A 17055-nucleotide genomic window follows, 5' to 3' on the forward strand; every position below is an offset into this window, starting at 1 on the left:
CGCCGCGTTGCCGCCTCGTACTGGAATTGGCAAGCAAAGGGTGGCAGGGCACGGTGATGTCGAGCCAGCCGCCCGTCGCCCCCGTCGCCCCCGTCGCGATCGTCGTCCTTGCCGCGGGCAAGGGCACGCGGATGAAGTCCGATCTGCACAAGGTGCTGCATCCCATCGCGGGACGGCCGATGCTGCTCCACCTGCTCGCCAGCGCCGCGATGCTCGCGCCCGAGCGCACCGTCGTCGTGGTCGGCGCGGGGCGCGAGCAGGTCGAGGCAGCGGTGGCACCGCTCGGCGCCGCGACCGCGCACCAGGCCGAGCAGCTCGGCACTGGGCATGCGGTGATGCAGGCGGAGGCGGCGCTGGCGGGCTTCGCGGGCGACGTGCTGCTCCTCTACGGCGACGTGCCGCTGGTCAGCGCGGAGACGATGCGGGCGATGCTCGACCGGCTCCACGCCGCCGACTCGCCCGAGGTGGTGGTGCTCGGCTTCCGCCCCGCCGACCCCGGCGCCTACGGCCGGCTGATCGTCGCCGCCGACGGCGACCGGCTCGATAGGATCGTCGAATATAAGGACGCCAGCGCCGCCGAGCGCGCGGTCGACCTGTGCAACACCGGGCTGATGGCGGTGCGCGGTGAGCGGCTGTTCGCGCTGCTGGGACGGCTCGGCAACGCCAATGCGGCGGGCGAATATTATCTCACCGACGTGGTCGAACTGTCGGGGCGGGCCGCGGTGATCGAGGCGGGGGCGGACGAGGTCGCGGGGGTCAACAGCCGCGCCGAGCTCGCCGCGGTGGAGGCGACGTGGCAGCAGGCGCGCCGCGCGCGCGCGATGGCGGAGGGCGCGACCCTGCTCGCACCCGAGACGGTGTGGTTCTCGCACGACACGGTGATCGGCCGCGACGTCACGATCGCGCAGAACGTCGTCTTCGGCCCCGGCGTGACGGTCGCCAACGGCGCGGTGATCCACGCCTTCAGCCATATCGAGGGGGCTCAGGTCGCGGGCGGGGTCGAGGTCGGCCCGTACGCGCGGCTGCGGCCGGGCGCCGTGCTCGAACCCGGCGCCAAGGTCGGCAATTTCGTCGAAGTGAAGAACGCGGTGCTGCACGCCGGCGCCAAGGCCAACCACCTCAGCTATATCGGCGACGCCGAGGTCGGCGCCAAGGCCAACATCGGCGCCGGGACGATCACCTGCAACTACAATGGCTATCTCAAGAACCGGACGGTGATCGGGGCAGGGGCGTTCGTCGGCTCCAACTCGGCGCTGGTCGCCCCCGTGACGATCGGCGACGGCGCCATCGTCGCGGCAGGTTCCGTTATTGTCCGGGATGTTACGGAGGATTCACTTGCCTTGGCGCGAGGTCGGCAGGAAGAGCGCGCGGGTTGGGCGGCGCGCTTCCGCGCGTCGATGAAGGCGAAGAAGGGCGGCCAATAAGATGTGCGGTATCGTCGGTATCCTCGGCCACGACGACGTGGCCGATCGCCTGCTCGACGGGCTCAAGCGGCTCGAGTATCGCGGCTATGACTCGGCGGGCATCGCCACGGTCGTCGACGGCGCGATCGCGCGGCGTCGCGCCTCGGGCAAGCTGATCAACCTGCAGCGCGAACTCGCCGCCGATCCGCTGCCCGGCCATACCGGCATCGCGCACACGCGCTGGGCCACGCACGGCGGCCCGACCACCAACAACGCGCACCCGCACGCCACCGCCGAGGTGGCGGTGGTGCACAACGGTATCATCGAGAACTTCAAGGCGCTGCGCGACGAGCTGATCGCGCGCGGCCGCGTCTTCACCAGCGAGACCGACACCGAGGTGGTCGCGCACCTGATCAGCGAGAAGGTCGAGGCTGGTGCCGCGCCCGAGGACGCGGTGCGCGAGGTGCTGCCGCGGCTCCACGGCGCGTTCGCACTGGCGATCCTGTTCCGCAGCCATCCCGAGCTGCTGATCGGCGCGCGGCTCGGCTCGCCGCTGGTGGTCGGCCACGGCGACGGCGAGACCTATCTCGGCTCGGACGCGCTCGCGCTCGCGCCGCTGACCCAGCGGATCGCCTATCTCGACGAGGGCGACTGGGTCGTCTGCACGCGCGACGGCGCGCAGGTGTACGACCGGGAGAACAAGCCGGTCGAGCGGCCCGTGACGATCTCGGGCGTGACCGGCGCGCTGATCGACAAGGGCAACCACCGCCACTTCATGCAGAAGGAGATCTACGAGCAGCCGATCGTGGTCGCGCAGACGCTGCGCAGCTATCTGCAGCGTTTCGAGGGGCGGATCACGCTGCCGATCCCCGACTTCGATCTCTCCGGCATCCGCCGGGTGACGATCGTGGCGTGCGGCACGAGCTTCTACGCCGGGATGGTCGCCAAATATTGGTTCGAGCAGTTCGCGCGCGTGCCGGTCGACCTCGATGTCGCGAGCGAGTTCCGCTATCGCGCGCCGGTGATGGAGGAGGGCGGTCTCGCGCTCTTCATCAGCCAGTCGGGCGAGACCGCTGACACGCTCGCCGCGCTGCGCCACGCGCGCGCCGAGAAGCAGGTGATCGCGGTGGTCGTCAATGTGCCAACCAGCACCATGGCGCGCGAGGCCGACCTGCTGCTGCCGACGCATGCCGGCCCCGAGATCGGCGTCGCCTCGACCAAGGCCTTCACCTGCCAGCTCGCGGTGCTCGCCGCGCTCGCCGCCAACCTCGCCAAGGCCAAGGGCCGGCTGACCGAGGCGGAGGAGCGCAACATCGTCCGCCAACTCGCCGAGGCGCCCGCCGCGATCAACGGCGCGCTCGCCTATGACGAGTCGATCGAGGCGATCGCGGGCACGGTCGCGGGCGCACGCGACGTGCTCTATCTCGGGCGCGGCACCGACTATCCGCTCGCGCTCGAGGGCGCGTTGAAGCTGAAAGAGATCAGCTACATCCACGCCGAGGGCTATGCCGCGGGCGAGATGAAGCACGGCCCGATCGCGCTGATCGACGAGCATGTCCCGGTGGTGGTGATCGCGCCGACCGGACCGCTGTTCGACAAGACCGTCAGCAACATGCAGGAGGTCCAGGCGCGCGGCGGCAAGGTGCTGCTGATCAGCGACTATGACGGCGTCGAGGCGGCGGGCGAGGGCTGCGTCGCGACGATTACCATGCCCAAGGTTCACCCGCTGATCGCGCCCCTGGTCTATGCGGTGCCGGTGCAGCTGCTCGCCTATCACGTCGCGGTGGCGAAAGGGACCGACGTCGACCAGCCGCGCAACCTGGCCAAGAGCGTCACGGTGGAGTGAGGCGGTCGCTGAGTGTCGGCATGTGCAGAAACGGTGATGTCTCGCCACCTCGTCCTGCCCTCACCACCGGCGTGATCCTGAGCTTGTCTCAGGATCCACGGCCTCGCCGGGGCTGCCGCACCTGGGTCCGCGGCACGGTGGATCCTGAGACGAGCTCAGGATGACGGCCGGGGTGAGGGCGGGGGCTGTCCACCCCACCGGCTCAGTCGCCGCTCACCACCTCGCCTACCACGACGCGCTCCAGCCCGAGCCACGCCGTCATCCGCTCCAGTTCGACGAGCAGCCGCGGCATCGTGTCGACGGGCGCGCCCGGCTCGAGCGTCACGCGTTTCGCCACCAGCACGCCCGCGGCGCGCTCGGCCTTGAGGTCGACCCGCGCCACCAGTGCCTCGTCGAGCAGGAAGGGCAGGACGTAATAGCCGTGCTGTCGGCGCTCCTGCGGCACGTAGATCTCGATCCGATAGCGAAAGCCGAACAGCCGCTCGGTGCGCGCGCGCTCCCACACCAGCGGGTCGAACGGCGCGAGCAGCGCCGCGCGTCGCACCCGCCGCGGCGGTGCGACGTCGCGGTGAAGCCACGCGCGTTGCGACCAACCCTCGACCCGCGCCGGCAGCAGGACGCCCGCCTCGGCCAAGGTGGCGATGGCATGGTCGCCTTCCTCCGGGCGAAGCCGATAATAGTCGCGCAGGTCGGCCACGGTGGCGACACCCAGCGCGCGCGCGGCGCGCTCGATCAGCCCCGCCTGCGCGCCCTCCGCGGAGGGGGTCGGCAGCGCCAGCAGAGCGGCGGGAAGCACACGCTCGGGCAGATCATAGACGCGCGCGAAGCTGCCGCGACGGGTCGCGGTGGTGATCCGTCCCGACCAGAACAGCCATTCGAGCGCGTGTTTGGTGTCGCTCCACTGCCACCAGCCGCTCCGGCTCGCGCCATTCTCGAAGTCCGCTGCCGTGAGCGGTCCCTCGCCGGCGATGCGTTCGAGCACCGCCATCGCTTGGGCGCGATCCTCGCCGGCGAAGCGGCGCAGCCGCACATAGCCGGCCTCGCCGCGCTCGGCGCGCGCCATCCGCCAGCGCAGCAGCGGATGGAGCTCGAGCGGCAGCAGCGACGCCTCGTGCGCCCAATACTCGAACAGGCGCCGGTGGCGCGGCGGCCCCCAGGCGTCGCGCTCCAGCAACGCGCGATCATAGCCGCCGAGCCGTGCGAAGGCAGGAAGATAATGCGCGCGCGTCAGCACGTTGACGCTGTCGATCTGGAAGAGGCCGAGCCGCTCGGCGGTGCCGCGCAGCTGCGCCGCGCCGGGACGGTCGGGCAGCCGCCGGCCGAAACCCTGCGCCGCGAGCGCGATCCGGCGCGCCTCGATCAGCGAAAAGTTCAGCGACATGTTCGTGCCTTGACGCGCACGGGGCGGTGCCGTCAACGGCCTCGCGCTTCAGGCGGCGCGAGCGACCCGCGGCGTGGCGCCGGTACGCACATGGTCGTGGATGGCGGCGACGATCGGATCGATCAGCTCGGGCGGCAGCGTATGCCCCATGCCCTCGATCTCGAGCAGCCGCGCGCCCGGGATCGCGCGCGCGGTCTCGCGCCCGCCAGCGGGCGGGACCAGCGGATCGTCGCTGCCGTGGATCACCAAGGTCGGCGCCTCGATCGCCCGCAGCCGATCCGTCCGATCGCCGTCCGCGACGATCGCGGCCATCTGGCGCAGGAAGCCGGTCGGGCAGCGGTTGCGCAGCGTCTCGGCACGGATCCGCTCCGCCATCAGCGCGTCCTCCATCGGGAAGCGACCGCTTACCGCGCGTCCCGCCAGCGTCCCATGCGCGACGATCGCCTCGACGTCGTCGCTGCGCGGGTGGCGCAGCAGCAGCGCGGTGGCGCGCATCGACGGCCGCGAGCAACCCGGATGGCCCGTGGTCGACATGATCGAGGTGAGCGAGGCAGCGCGCTCGGGCCAGCCCGCCGCGACCAGCTGCGCGATCATCCCGCCCATCGAGGCGCCGACGAGATGCGCTCGCTCGACGCCGAGCGAGTCGAGCACGCCGATCGCGTCGGCCGCCATGTCGGTGAGCGTGTAGGGAACGGGCGGCACGCGGCCGAACTGCTTCTGCATCACCGTCCAGACGATGCTCGGTACGCCGGCATGATCGAACTTGGTGGAGAGGCCGACGTCGCGGTTGTCGAAGCGGATCACGCGATAGCCCAGCGCGGCGAGCGCCTCGACCATCGCGGGCGGCCAGCGCACCAGCTGTGCGCCCAGACCCATGATCAGCAGGACCGCCGGCCCGTCAGGCGGCCCGCTCTCCTCCACGTCGATCTCGATCCCATTCGCCCGCACCAGCGTCATCGCTCACTCCGTCGTCACGCACCTCCCGAGGCGCCGCCCATCATCCTACTTATGGCGGTCATACCATCGTCACGTGAATGCAACATTTCCATTCCGGTTCCGCTCGACGCCGTCCCGTGTTAGCGCAGCATGTTCATGGCCGACCGCCTCCATCTCGATCGCTTCCTGCCCTACCTATTGTCCGTCACCTCCAACCGGGTGAGCGACCGCATCGCGCGCGCCTATGACGCGCTGTTCGGGCTATCGATCCCGGAGTGGCGGCTCGTCACGCTGATCGCGGAGCACGCTCCGATCACGCAGGTGGAGCTGGGCGAGCGCAGCCGGATGGACAAGGTGACCGTGAGCCGCGCCGCGATCGCGCTGACCGGTCGCGGGCTGCTCGAGCGCAGTCCCAACGACACCGACCGGCGCTCGCACCACCTGCGACTGAGCGCGGCCGGCGAGGCGCTCTACGCTCAGGTCGCGCCCGAGGCGAAGGCGCTGGAGCGACGCATCTTCGGCCGCTTCACCCCGGCCGAGCTCGAGCAGTTCACGGACATGCTGCGGCGGGTCGACGCCGCGGTGCAGGAGGAAAGTTGAATGGCGCAATTGCCGCTGATCGCGGGCGTTGAACTCGGCGGGACGAAGTGCATCGCGGTGCTCTCGCGCGGGCCGGACGCGATCCTGGAGGAGATACGCGTGCCGACCACGCGCCCGGAGGAGACGCTGCCGGCGCTCGAGGCGGCGCTCGACCAGTGGCGCGGCTTCGCGGCGATCGGGGTAGCGAGTTTCGGTCCGGTCTCGATCGACCCGCACTCAGGCGATTATGGCAGGATCACCTCGACCCCCAAGCCGCACTGGGCCAACACCGACGTCGCCCGTCGCTTGGGCGCGCGCTACGACGTGCCCGTCGGCTTCCACAGCGACGTGGTCGGCGCCGCGCTGGCCGAGGCACGCTGGGGCGCGGGTCAGGGGCTGCCCGACCTCGCTTATGTCACCGTCGGCACCGGCGTGGGTGCCGGCATGATCGCGCACGGCCGCCCGGTCGACGGCCTGACTCATTCCGAGTTCGGCCATATCCGGCCGCCGCGCGTCGCCGGAGACGATTGGATCGGCGCTTGCCCCTATCACGGCGCGTGCGTCGAGGGGCTCGCCGCCGGTCCGGCGATCGCGGCGCGCACGGGTGTCAAGGGCGAGGAGCTCGGCGCCGACCATCCCGCCTGGGACACGGTGGTGGGTGCGCTGTCGACGCTGCTCGCGACGCTGACGCTCACCGGCGTACCGCGCCGCATCGTGCTGGGCGGTGGAGTGATGGTGGGCAACCCCTGGCTTCTCCCACGGCTTCGCGCGGCGACCGCGGCGAATCTGAACGGCTATATCGCGCTGCCCGAGGTGACGGACATGGACACGTTCATCGTCCCGGCGGCGCTCGGCGGCAATGCTGGCCCGCTCGGCGCGGTGCTGCTCGGCGCGCTGGCGGTGGAGGACCGGCTCGGCGCCGCGCGGGCGGGGTAGCCGCGCGGGGCTAAATCGGTGACGAGCGAGCGCCCCGGCTGAGCGTGCTCGCCTGTCGACAGGTCGCGCTCGCCCGCCTGCGCGCGGACGCAGGCGCCAGCAGCGCGGCGCGAAGGCCGAGACCGGGCGTCTCGTCCGCTCGCCACGTATCTCCGCTGCGCCGGCACTGACCCAGATTCACGGTCGGCGCCGCGAGAGTGACCGTCAGGTCGTCGGCGCCTCCGTTGCCACCGACGCGTCCAGCAGCGGTGCGAGCGCGTCGATGGGGCTGACGCTCGGCAGCGCCGCGAGCGCCTCCTCCAACCGTGGCCCGCTGCCCCCGCCGAGCGGTCCGCTGAGTAGGCGAAAGACCTGGCCGCTCGGCTTGGCCTCGAAACCAGCGGCGTAGCGCTGGTGCAGCGTATCCAGGTCGCTCATCCGACTTAGCATCGCCAGCGCGATGGCGTGCCGCAGCACGATGGTCTGCTCCACCTCGCTGAGCGGCCCCGTCGTGCGCGGCAGCAGCGACTCGTCGGCGGCGACGAGATCCGCCCAGCGCCGTTGCTTCCACAGGATCTCGCTGCGCAGCGCCGCGTTGTTCGGCACCTCGGCCAGGATCGCCACGGCCTGGTCGACCCGCCCGAGCTGCGCCAGCGCGATCGCCTGGATACGCTGACGCTCCGAGATCATCGCGGGCGTGTAGTCGCCGCGCGCGGTGGTCCGCAGCAGCGTCACCGCTTCACCGGCCTTGCCGGCGAGGATCTGCAGCGTCGCCACGCGCGCGGACAAGGGCCCCTGCGCGATGTCGCTGGTGCGGTAGCGCAGCTGATAGGCGAGCAGGTCGGCGGCCTGCTGGTAGAGGCCCGCCTGGATCAGCCGCTGTGCGAAGCGCTCGATCAGCTGGTTGCCGCTCGCGCCCGACGGGACGATGTCGCGATAGTCCCATAGCAGGGTCGCGCTGCGCGGCAGCGGCATGGTGGCGCCGGGATCGATCAGCGCCTCGAGCTCATGCTGCACCGCGTCGCGGAAAGCGGTCGGTCGGCGGGTCACGTCGAAATAGCGGAGCAGCGCCGCGCCCGCGGCCAAGGCGCCGGCGTGGTCACCGCGCTCCGCCGCGAGCCGGAAGGTGAGCGCGCGCGCGCGCTCCTCCACCGTGTCGCCGCGCCAGGAGAAGGTGAGCGTGTTGAGCTGTCTGATCGCCGCGTCGGGGGCGAGTTCGCCGCCGGCCAGGCCGACCTCGATCAGGCCCAGCCGCGCCGCGGCGCGATCGACCGCAGAGCCCTCACGCTCGACCTTACCGAACAGCGTCTTCGCCGGGGCATATTGGCCGAGCTGCGCCTGAGCGCGCGCGCGCAGCAGCGTGGCGCCCGCATGGTCGGGTGGCATGCCCGCGAGCACCGCGGCCGCGGCCTCGGGCCGCCCCGTCTCGAGCGCGATCGTCGCGATCGCGAGCGTGAACGGAGACCTCGCCGCGACCGGACGTTCCATCAGCGCCGGGGTCGCGCAGCCGATCAGCGACCGCGCCGCCTCATATTGGCGCAGCTCCGCCAGCGCGCGAAGACGCCATGCGCAGCGCTCGGTGCTGGGGCTACCTGTCCCGCCCGCCCGCGGCGCGAGAGCGACCAGCGCTTCGACGTCGTGATGCGTCAGCGTCAGCGCGGCGCCATAGGCCAGACGAAAGGAGTCGAGCAGCAGCAGATCGGGTTCGTCCTGGCGCATCGTGTCGAGCACGCCGACCGCCTCGGCGCCGCGGTTTTGCCCGATCAGGCTGCGCGCGAACGCCCAGCGCGCCGGCTGCCGCTCGCTGGCGGACACGCTCAGCGCGTGCCAGGACTCCGCGTCGGCGACGATGGGCCAGGCGGCCTTGCCGCTGGGTGACGGCAGCCGCGCGAGCGTCGGGGCGAAAGTCGCGCCACCGGTCTGTGCGGTCGCACCGCCAGCGGCGAGCGCCAGTGCGAGCGCGGCGCCGAGACGCGCCCTCACGACAGCACGTCCGGGATCAGGCCGAGCAGCGCCACAGCCGTGCCGCCGGCCGCGGTAGCGGCGAGAAACAAGCCGATGAGCGGCCAGGACGGGCGATCCTCGATGATGTCGCGTGCGTCCGGTAGCGGCTCGCCGTCGTACGCTCCATCGTCCCACCGCCGATCGCTTGGCCCGACCGGCGGCGATGCGGCCTCACTGTCGCGGGTGATGACCCGGTAACGTGGTGGAAGGTTTCGACCGGTCATTGACGCATCCATCGAGTTGGTCGTCCTATCATAGGAGCGGATAGGCGGTGCGTGGTCGCGCCGCCCCGCTTTCGGAGGATCGCGTGAGACGCTCGCTGCTGCAAGCTTTGCTGCCGCTCCTGTTGGTCGCGGCCGATCGGGGCGCCGAGATCCGCGGTTACATCACCGATCGTCCGATCGTATACGTCGATCCCATCGAGCTGCCGCTGTTCGAGGGCGGCACGATCGCGGGGCGAGTGCGGGTTCGGCTGGCTCTTCAGGCGGCCAATAGCGACGCTGCGTTGCGGCTCTACCTGCAGCGGCCCGAGGCACGGTCGGCGCTGCTCATCGCACTGGTCGACTTCGACCGTGCCGAGTGCGCCCCGCTGGTGCCGATCAATGTCGAGCGAATGAGCGGAGTGGTCAATCGCGCGCTCCAGCGCGCCGGTATGACCGATGCGCGTCAGGTCTTGATCCTGGAAGTAACCAGCGAACCGATCTGACCGAGCGATCCGCCGACCGCGGTTGGTCGGATCTGCCGGTGGTTCAGATTCGCCGGGTATATGAGGTCGGCAAATCGAGGCGGGGGCGACGGCGACTTCCGGCGAGTGGCGACGAGCGACATCACGACGCCGCGGCTGAGAATCGCGACAGACACGATCACTGTAGAGTGAGGGCCGAGCGGCTCCCGCTTGTCCAGCTCGCGCCCGTCGCGTTTTCACCGCGACGAGTCAGGCTCTCTTCCTGCCATGTGCCGCTGGTCCCGTCCGCTGGTTCCTGTGTCGGCACCGTCGCATGCGCGGCCAGAGCGGCACATGGCAAAGTGTCGGTCGCGGCTTGCCCAACGATCGATCGGTCCACGTGACGACGTCTGCCGATCGCTCAACTGTGCGGCCCCGTCACGCGACCCTTGATCACGCGACTCTTGATCAGGCGATGCTTGGCAGCGACGAGGTTCCACCGCGCTGTCTGGCTGGAACAAGCACAGGGGATGCTACACTAGCTGGCGGGTCGTGACACCGGGCCAGTTGACCTGCCAGACGGGGTGAGGGTGTCACCGGGCGCGACGAGCGGCGCCGCGATACGGGGCACGTTCACGCGCGGCGTGCCCGATCCAGGTCGCGCCGCTTCCGCTCGCGCGGCCGGCGACGGCGTGGCGGGCACCGGCCGCGGTGACGGAGGACGCGAGCCGGCGGAGGGGAGCACGAGACCGGCCGCGCTCGCGACGCGCTGTTGCGCCACCGGCATCTCGGGCGCGGCGCGCCCGGCGAGCGCGGTACTGAGCCGAAGCGCGGCAGCGGGCGTCATCGCTCCCATCATCAGCGCCAACGAGCGCCCGCGCATCCGTCGCGCGACCTGAGCCTGCAGGTCGATATCGAGCGCGGCGAAGACGGGGGCGGCACGGATGGGCTTCATCGTCTGATAGACACGCGCGAGATCCTCGATCGGCTGGGGCGTGTCGCTGTAGCCGCCGGCCTGGTCGTCACGCGCGACACCGCCGCGGTGCGCGCCCAGCTGCGCCTGAACGCGCTGCTCCAGCGCGAGCGCGCTCTGCTCGCGGAGCTCCGCCGCGCGGGTGCGTCGCGCGATCGCCTGATCACGCTCGCTGATGCTCTGCGCGATCGCGTTGCCGAAGCGATTGTCGCTCACCGTCTCGGGTGCCGCCGTGCCCGCCAGAGCGTGCGCGATCGTCGATGCCGCGGCCGCGCCGGCGGTGAGCGTCAGGAGCGAGGGGCGTATCAGCCGCTTGGTCCAGCCGCGCGGAGACGTCGGAGCCGCGCCAGAAGGGGCAAGGGTGTTTGAAGCGGCGCTACCCGCGCCCGCCGAGATGGGAATTGTCTTTTGGGTCACGACTGAGGATCCTTGGCAGCGGCGCTGAGCGGCATGTCCGCGGAGAATGGCGCCTCCCGTACGTCGTCGCTGGAGACGACGGCAGCCGGCACGCCGGTGCCGCTGGTGACCGCTTCCACCTCGCCGCCTTTCGAACCGGGGAGAGTTTCGGCTCGCGCTGGTTCGCCGGGCAGCGCGCGGGCGGCCGTACCCGGCGAGCCTGGGTGGTCACGGCGGTGCCTGCCTGCCGGCACGCAAGCGCTCTCAGGCTTCGGTGCCGCCGCGTCATTGGCCACCATCCCACGGGCGTCGCCGGCCGAGCCACGCGCGTCGTTCGCCGCTGCAAGGATCCGCTCGGCGACGCCGTTTCCGATATCGATCATCAGCGACAGCTCGTCGCGCAAGGTGACGAGCTGCGCGCGCAGGTCGCGCGCGCCGCGCACCGCGGCGTCGAGCGATGGGCCCCCCGTTTGCAATACCTGGGTGAGCTCACCGAGCGCCCGCTGCGACGTGTCGGTGGCGGACTCGAGCGAGGCGACGACCTCGATCAGCCCGGCGTGGCGCAATTTGTGCACCGCGCGCGAGAGCCGTACGGTCTGCACCAGCACCGCGGCGCAGAACAGCGAGGTGATCACGTTCGTGATGAAGGAGAGGTCGATCACGACGCCACCTGACCGATCTCGGTGTTGAGCCGGATCGCGGCGAGCGCGCTATGCGTGCCGATCGTACCGGTCGCCAGCGGGACGCCCCTACATTCGATCGCGACGGCGTCGCCGGGAGCGCGATCGAGCGTGATCGTTTTGCCTTCTGTGAGCGCGAGATACTCCTCGATCCGCAGCTCGCGCTCGCCCAGCACCGCGTCGACCTGGATCTCGGTGTGGAGCAGCTCTTCGGCGATGTGGCTCTCCCACATCGTGTTGCGCCCCATCTTCTCGCCGACGAAGCGCTCGATCAGCTTGTCGCGCACCGGCTCGATCGTGGCGTGCGGGAGAACGAGGTGGAAGCGACCGCCGCGACCCTCCATGTCGATCCGGAAGCTCGCGACCGCGGTGAGGTTGGTCGGCGCCGCGATCGCGGCGAAGCGAGGCGTGACCTCGACTCGTTCGAGCGCGAAGTCGACCGGCTCGATCGCCTCGAACGACTGGGCGAAATCGTCGAGCGTCTGCTGCATCATCCGCCCGACGAGATGCGTCTCGATCGCGGTGAAGGCGCGCCCGTCGATGCGCATCGCGCTGGGTGCGCGCCGCCCGCCGAGCAGGGAATCCACGACGGCGTAGACGAGCGAGGAATCGACCGTCATCAGCCCGTAATTCCCCCATTGTTTAGCGAGGAAGACGCCGATCATCGCGGGCAGCGGCAGGTGGTTCATGAACTCCGCGAAGCGCATCGTGTTGACGCGCTCGGCGTGCACGTCGAGTGAGTCCGCCGTCAGATTGCGCATGCTGGTGCCGAGCGTGCGCACCATGCGCTCGCAGACCACTTCCAGCATCGGCAGCCGCTCGTGATTGGCGACGTCCGCCTCGATCAGTGCCCGCAGTCCGGTACGCCGGGTCGGTCGCGGCGCGCTTTCGATGCCGAACAGGGCGTCGATACTCGCCTGGTCGAACGTGTCCGACGCGTCGTCGCCGCGGGACGTGTCCGCGGCGAGCGCTGCAACGGCATCGACGGGCTGAGGCGGAGCAGGCGGCGGCGCGGGGTCGGTCGCTCTCGCGCCCGCCGGGGAGGGGCCTTGCGCCGTCGTGCCGGGCGCCGGCGGTGGCGTCACGCCCCGCGCCGCCGGCCCCTTCGCCGCGGGCGCGGGCTTGTCCGTCGGCGTTGGGCGGAGGGCCGCGGGCGCGCTGCCTGGTCGGGGCGACGATGCGGCGGAACGCTCCGGGACGGGTTGCTCTGCGCGCGTGGGGGTGGGGCGGTCGTCGCGGCCGTCGGTCGTGCGCGTCATTGCTCGATCAGGTCCTGGATCAGCACCTCGCTCACTCCGTCGCGGCCGAGCGCCTCGTGCAGCCGAACCAGGATCTCCTCCTTCACTCGGAACACCGCGGCCGAGCCACTGAGATCCTCCGGCCGGAGTTCGCGTAGGAATGATTGTAGCGTGTCCAGGATCAGCGGCATTCCGGCGGTGATCCGGCCCACTTGGGACGCGTCGGCGGCGACGATGACGAAGTGCAGCTTGAGGAAATGCTGCCGGCCATCGGCGCTGCGCAACGTCACCACCATCGGCGGCACGTCGACGTAGCGCGCGCTCGCCGCCTGGCCGGTCGGATGATCGGCCGCGTCGTCGGTGCCATTGAACGGCCACACGCCGGCGAGCGCGAGCCCGCCTCCGATGACCAGCAGAGCCGCCAACGCGACGATCGCGGCTAGTAGCACGCGCCGTCGCTCGTCGCGCGGCTCCGTCGCCGGCGCCGCCGTGCCGCGGGACCGGTCGAATCTCAACACGTCGGCTCGTTCTGCCACGTCATACCTCTTGCTTGGCCGCGCAATTTCGAGAGGTGCGCCACCAACCGGCGCGGTTGGTCCTATTATAGGGGCGAGCCTCGGGCGGTTGCCGCGACGCGCTGGTTTTTGGTGCGATGTTCGCAGCGACACCAGCCGCGGCGGCCGCGGGACGGGGTCCGGACATGGACTGACGGGCGAGAGAGACGGATGGGATCCGACGTATCCACCTATGTACTGCTGAGCCACCAGGCCGCGCTGCGGCGTCAACTCGACGTCACCGCCAACAATATGGCGAACAGCAGCACGGTGGGCTTCAAGCGCGAGCAGGAGGTGTTCCGCGAGCACGTCGAGCGCGTCCGCCGCGCCCCGATCGAGGATGCGAGGCGATTGTCGTTCGTGCTCGATTTCGGGCAGGTGCACGATAGCCGCGCAGGTGCCTTCCAGCCGACCGGCAACCCGCTCGACGTGATGATCGACGGACCGGGCTATCTCTCGGTCGAGGACGCGACGGGAACGACGGCCTACACGCGGGCGGGTTTCATCACCTTGCTCACCAACGGTGAGCTGGGCACACCTGCGGGCGCGCCGCTGCTCGACGAGAACGGCCGACATATCGCGGTGCCCGCGGAGGAGCAGGGCAGCCTCGCCATCGCCGAGGACGGCACCGTCTCCGCCAGTTCCGGGCCGATCGCACGGCTAGCGGTGACCCAGTTCGACGAGATGCGAGTCAATGAACGCGGCGACGGCCTGCTCACCGGTGCCGGTGGGCGGCTGCTCGCCGCGACGGAGACGCGGCTGCGCAGCGGCGGCGTCGAAGGCTCGAACGTGCAGCCGATCATCGAGACGACCAACATGATCGAGGTGCTGCGCGCGTATCAGCGCACCAGCGAGGCGGCCGCCAACATCGACTCGCTGCGCAAACTGGCGATCTCGCGACTTGCCAAGCCCGACTGACCTACCGACCAGCCACCCTTGTAACAGGATAATATGATGCGCTCCCTGTCGATCGCTGCCAGCGGCATGCTGGCACAGCAGACCAACGTCGATGTCATCGCGAACAATATCGCCAACATGAACACCACCGCGTTCAAGCGGCAGCGGCCCGAATTCGAGGACCTGTTGTACGAGCAGGTGAGCCGGCCCGGCGCGGCGACCAGCGCCGACGGCACGCGCGTCCCCGCCGGCATCCAGCTCGGCAGCGGCGTGCGCGCGGCAGGCGTCTATCGCGTGCTCGAGCAGGGCGCGACCACCGAGAGCAAGAGCAAGTTCGACGTGGCGATCCTGGGCCAGGGCTATTTCCGCATCGCGCTGCCCAACGGCGAGGTCGCCTATACGCGATCGGGCGCGTTCAAGCTCTCCGACCAGGGCGAGGTGGTGACGACCGACGGCTATCGCGTCCAGCCCGACATCACCATCCCCAACGGCGCCACCGATGTCTCGATCAGCCCGACCGGCCTCGTCCAGGTCAAGCTCGCCGACCAGGTGCAGCTGCAGGACGTCGGTCAGCTCGATCTCGCCACCTTCGTCAACGAGGCGGGGCTCGAGGCGCTCGGCTCCAACCTGTTCCAGGAGACCGAGGCATCGGGGCAGCCGTCCGTCGCCAACCCGGGTCAGCCGGGTTTCGGGTCGCTCAAACAGGGCTATCTCGAGGCGTCGAACGTCAACCCGGTCGCCGAGATCACCGCGCTGATCAGCGCGCAGCGCGCCTATGAGATGAACAGCCGGATCGTGAAGACCGCGGACGAGATGCTCGCGACCACGACTCAGCTGCGGTGACGGTGATGCGAGTCCGCGTCACTGGCCTCGTCGTCGTCCTCTTACCGCTAACGAGCGCGCCCTCGGTGGCGCAGTCGGTCGCGCCGGCCGCGCCGGTGGTGCTGGTCCAGCCGGTCGCCGCCGGAGCGGTGATCGGCGCCGACGATCTGCGTCCGTGGGGAGCGGGGGACTCGCCGCCGATGCGGGGCGCGCTGGCGGCGGCGAACATCGTCGGCCGCGCTGCGGCGCGCCGGCTCCCCGCCGGCGCAGTGGTGCGCGAGGGCGACGTGCGCGTGCCCCTGGTGATTCAGCGCGGTGAGCCGGTGACGGTCGTGCTGCGCAGCGGTGCGCTGACGATCAGCACACAGGGCCAGGCGCTCAACGCCGCCGCGCGAGGCGAGCCGGTCCGTGTCCTCTGCGACTCGACCAAGCGCACGCTCTCGGGACGTGCCGAGGCGCCAGGTCGCGTCGCGGTCGCCGGTTGATAGAAGGAACAATGTGATGAGACTGCAGCCCTGCCGCGGCGTCCTGCTACTCGCCGCCATCGTGCCGCTGCTCGGCGGCTGCGGCTCGGTCGGGCGGCTCAAGGCGATCGGCAAGCCGCCGAAGATCGAACCGTCGGAGACCCCGGTCGCGCCGACGGTCACGCCCTCGCTCGGCGACCGGGCGCGATATGGTCGGGACCCGGCGACGATGACGGAACCGGACGGCAGCGCCTCCCTGTTCCGCACCGGCGCCGGCGCCTTCTTCCACGACCAGCGTGCCTCGCAGGTCGGCGATATCCTCACCGTCCGGATCAGCATCGCCGACAGTGCGACGCTCGACAATAAGTCGAGCCGCGCGCGGAGCGGCAACGACAGCGTCGGCCTGCCCAACTTCCTTGGGCTGGAGAGTACGCTCAAGAAAGTCCTGCCGTCGGGCGCCAACCCGGCCTCGCTGATCGACACGAAGAATGCCTCGGGCAGTACCGGGACGGGGAATACGTCGCGGAGCGAGCAGATCAACACCGTGGTCGCGGCCACGGTGGTGGGATTGCTCCCCAACGGCAATCTGGTGATCCGCGGCCATCAGGAGGTGCGGGTCAACTTCGAGCTGCGCCAGCTGCTCGTCAGCGGGATCGTCCGCCCGCAGGATATCGCGCGCGACAATAGCGTGCTCAGCAGCCAGATCGCGGACGCCCGGATCAGCTACGGCGGTCGCGGCCAGATCACCGACGTGCAGCAGCCGCGCTGGGGCCAGCAAGTGATCGAGGCGATCTCGCCCTTCTAGGGCGATCAGGCGCGCGCTCGACCGGCCGGATACGCGTATGGCGCGCGTGAGCGTCGCGCCCACCTCGCCGATACGCGCCAGCGCGGCGACGATAAAAGCGTCGCGGGCGTCGAGCTGGCGCTGGCCAAGGCGTTCACGCGCTACATGCGCGACCAGCGCCGCCCGCGCGACCTCGGGAGGATCTGGGCCGACACGTCGCTCGAGCCCAGGCGCCCCGATATCTATCCTGTCAGCCATGGAGCGACCTGCGCTGGGAGCAGTGACCCGAGGTGGGTAGTGCCGGATCTCGCGTCAGGGTCGGCGCAGTCGCCGCGCCAGCAGGATCAGCAGCAGCCCGGCGACCGCGAGCGCGCTGCCGTAATCGGCCCACACGCGCTGGTCGAGCATGAAGCTCGACCGCGGCCAATGGATGTAGCCCAGCCCCTGGCCGATCCAGAGCACACCCATCAGCGCCATCAGGGCGCCGAGCACGATCAGGACCGGCCGGAGGCGCATCGG

General features: G+C 70.6%; 18 protein-coding genes. 9 read left to right on the top strand and 9 right to left on the bottom strand.

What is annotated here, in order from left to right:
• Positions 1-56: 56 nt before the first annotated feature.
• Both glmU and glmS read left to right on the top strand, forming a co-directional pair.
• Complete coding sequence (glmU, locus tag K7957_RS02335) at positions 57-1424, top strand: bifunctional UDP-N-acetylglucosamine diphosphorylase/glucosamine-1-phosphate N-acetyltransferase GlmU (protein WP_223011084.1); 1368 nt, start codon at positions 57-59, stop codon at positions 1422-1424.
• A 1-nt stretch (position 1425) separates the two neighbouring features.
• Entirely contained in the window at positions 1426-3249 is a 1824-nt protein-coding gene (glmS, locus tag K7957_RS02340; protein ID WP_223010373.1) for a glutamine--fructose-6-phosphate transaminase (isomerizing), read from the top strand.
• Between the two features lie 202 nt (positions 3250-3451).
• On the opposite strand, the gene K7957_RS02345 is transcribed toward glmS, so the two are convergent.
• Together K7957_RS02345 and K7957_RS02350 are read right to left on the bottom strand one after the other, a co-directional pair.
• Positions 3452-4630 (bottom strand): winged helix-turn-helix domain-containing protein, encoded by a 1179-nt coding sequence (locus K7957_RS02345; protein WP_223010374.1) that lies wholly within the window; start codon positions 4628-4630, stop codon positions 3452-3454.
• A 48-nt stretch (positions 4631-4678) separates the two neighbouring features.
• Positions 4679-5587, bottom strand: coding sequence for an alpha/beta fold hydrolase (locus tag K7957_RS02350; RefSeq protein ID WP_223010375.1), 909 nt, complete (start codon positions 5585-5587; stop codon positions 4679-4681).
• Between the two features lie 135 nt (positions 5588-5722).
• On the opposite strand from K7957_RS02350, the gene K7957_RS02355 reads away from it, so the two are divergent.
• Both K7957_RS02355 and K7957_RS02360 read left to right on the top strand, forming a co-directional pair.
• The gene (locus K7957_RS02355; protein WP_223010376.1) at positions 5723-6166 is read left to right on the top strand and encodes a MarR family winged helix-turn-helix transcriptional regulator; all 444 of its coding nucleotides are present in this window, start codon (positions 5723-5725) and stop codon (positions 6164-6166) included.
• The gene (locus K7957_RS02360) at positions 6167-7081 is read left to right on the top strand and encodes an ROK family protein (protein WP_223010377.1); all 915 of its coding nucleotides are present in this window, start codon (positions 6167-6169) and stop codon (positions 7079-7081) included.
• 204 nt (positions 7082-7285) lie between these two features.
• Here K7957_RS02360 and K7957_RS02365 read toward each other — a convergent pair whose 3' ends face one another.
• Both K7957_RS02365 and K7957_RS02370 read right to left on the bottom strand, forming a co-directional pair.
• The gene (locus tag K7957_RS02365; protein WP_223010378.1) at positions 7286-9043 is read right to left on the bottom strand and encodes a hypothetical protein; all 1758 of its coding nucleotides are present in this window, start codon (positions 9041-9043) and stop codon (positions 7286-7288) included.
• Complete coding sequence (locus K7957_RS02370; protein ID WP_223010379.1) at positions 9040-9288, bottom strand: hypothetical protein; 249 nt, start codon at positions 9286-9288, stop codon at positions 9040-9042. The genes K7957_RS02365 and K7957_RS02370 overlap by 4 nt, the downstream gene beginning before the upstream one ends.
• An 83-nt stretch (positions 9289-9371) precedes the next feature.
• On the opposite strand from K7957_RS02370, the gene K7957_RS02375 reads away from it, so the two are divergent.
• Complete coding sequence (locus K7957_RS02375) at positions 9372-9770, top strand: hypothetical protein (RefSeq protein WP_223010380.1); 399 nt, start codon at positions 9372-9374, stop codon at positions 9768-9770.
• Positions 9771-10266: 496 nt separating this feature from the next.
• On the opposite strand, the gene K7957_RS02380 is transcribed toward K7957_RS02375, so the two are convergent.
• The 4 genes from K7957_RS02380 to K7957_RS02395 form a co-directional block, all read right to left on the bottom strand.
• Positions 10267-11118, bottom strand: a complete 852-nt coding sequence (locus tag K7957_RS02380; protein ID WP_223010381.1) for a MotE family protein — start codon at positions 11116-11118, stop codon at positions 10267-10269.
• Entirely contained in the window at positions 11115-11759 is a 645-nt protein-coding gene (locus tag K7957_RS02385; protein ID WP_223010382.1) for a DUF6468 domain-containing protein, read from the bottom strand. The genes K7957_RS02380 and K7957_RS02385 overlap by 4 nt, the downstream gene beginning before the upstream one ends.
• Positions 11756-12862, bottom strand: a complete 1107-nt coding sequence (gene fliM, locus K7957_RS02390) for a flagellar motor switch protein FliM (protein WP_343228275.1) — start codon at positions 12860-12862, stop codon at positions 11756-11758. Before fliM ends, K7957_RS02385 begins: the two co-directional genes overlap by 4 nt.
• Before the next feature lie 170 nt (positions 12863-13032).
• On the bottom strand, positions 13033-13551 hold the full coding sequence (locus K7957_RS02395; protein WP_343228276.1) for a flagellar basal body-associated FliL family protein: 519 nt from the start codon (positions 13549-13551) through the stop codon (positions 13033-13035).
• 189 nt (positions 13552-13740) lie between these two features.
• On the opposite strand from K7957_RS02395, the gene K7957_RS02400 reads away from it, so the two are divergent.
• From K7957_RS02400 to flgH, 4 genes are all read left to right on the top strand, one after another.
• Positions 13741-14487, top strand: coding sequence for a flagellar hook-basal body complex protein (locus K7957_RS02400; protein ID WP_223010384.1), 747 nt, complete (start codon positions 13741-13743; stop codon positions 14485-14487).
• Positions 14488-14523: 36 nt separating this feature from the next.
• A complete protein-coding gene (flgG, locus tag K7957_RS02405; protein WP_223010385.1) occupies positions 14524-15309 on the top strand; it encodes a flagellar basal-body rod protein FlgG in 786 nt (261 codons plus the stop codon).
• 65 nt (positions 15310-15374) lie between these two features.
• A complete protein-coding gene (gene flgA / locus K7957_RS02410; protein WP_223010386.1) occupies positions 15375-15773 on the top strand; it encodes a flagellar basal body P-ring formation chaperone FlgA in 399 nt (132 codons plus the stop codon).
• A 16-nt stretch (positions 15774-15789) separates the two neighbouring features.
• Positions 15790-16557, top strand: coding sequence for a flagellar basal body L-ring protein FlgH (gene flgH, locus K7957_RS02415; RefSeq protein WP_223010387.1), 768 nt, complete (start codon positions 15790-15792; stop codon positions 16555-16557).
• Positions 16558-16848: 291 nt separating this feature from the next.
• Here the strand turns inward: flgH and K7957_RS02420 are convergent, their stop codons facing one another.
• Positions 16849-17052 carry a hypothetical protein gene (locus K7957_RS02420; protein ID WP_223011150.1) on the bottom strand — a complete coding sequence of 68 codons (204 nt, stop codon included), beginning with the start codon at positions 17050-17052 and terminating at the stop codon, positions 16849-16851.
• Positions 17053-17055: the final 3 nt, after the last annotated feature.

Source organism: Sphingomonas yunnanensis (assembly GCF_019898765.1).
Taxonomy (GTDB): Bacteria; Pseudomonadota; Alphaproteobacteria; order Sphingomonadales; family Sphingomonadaceae; genus Sphingomonas; species Sphingomonas yunnanensis.

Coding starts and splice junctions, on each gene's coding strand:
- K7957_RS02345 (WP_223010374.1), bottom strand. CDS start 4,630: ATGTCGCTGAACTTTTCGCTGATCGAGGCGCGCCGGATCGCGCTCGCG.
- K7957_RS02350 (WP_223010375.1), bottom strand. CDS start 5,587: ATGACGCTGGTGCGGGCGAATGGGATCGAGATCGACGTGGAGGAGAGC.
- K7957_RS02420 (WP_223011150.1), bottom strand. CDS start 17,052: ATGCGCCTCCGGCCGGTCCTGATCGTGCTCGGCGCCCTGATGGCGCTG.
- K7957_RS02370 (WP_223010379.1), bottom strand. CDS start 9,288: ATGACCGGTCGAAACCTTCCACCACGTTACCGGGTCATCACCCGCGAC.
- flgG (WP_223010385.1), top strand. CDS start 14,524: ATGCGCTCCCTGTCGATCGCTGCCAGCGGCATGCTGGCACAGCAGACC.
- K7957_RS02360 (WP_223010377.1), top strand. CDS start 6,167: ATGGCGCAATTGCCGCTGATCGCGGGCGTTGAACTCGGCGGGACGAAG.
- K7957_RS02400 (WP_223010384.1), top strand. CDS start 13,741: ATGGGATCCGACGTATCCACCTATGTACTGCTGAGCCACCAGGCCGCG.
- glmS (WP_223010373.1), top strand. CDS start 1,426: ATGTGCGGTATCGTCGGTATCCTCGGCCACGACGACGTGGCCGATCGC.
- flgH (WP_223010387.1), top strand. CDS start 15,790: ATGAGACTGCAGCCCTGCCGCGGCGTCCTGCTACTCGCCGCCATCGTG.
- glmU (WP_223011084.1), top strand. CDS start 57: ATGTCGAGCCAGCCGCCCGTCGCCCCCGTCGCCCCCGTCGCGATCGTC.
- K7957_RS02355 (WP_223010376.1), top strand. CDS start 5,723: ATGGCCGACCGCCTCCATCTCGATCGCTTCCTGCCCTACCTATTGTCC.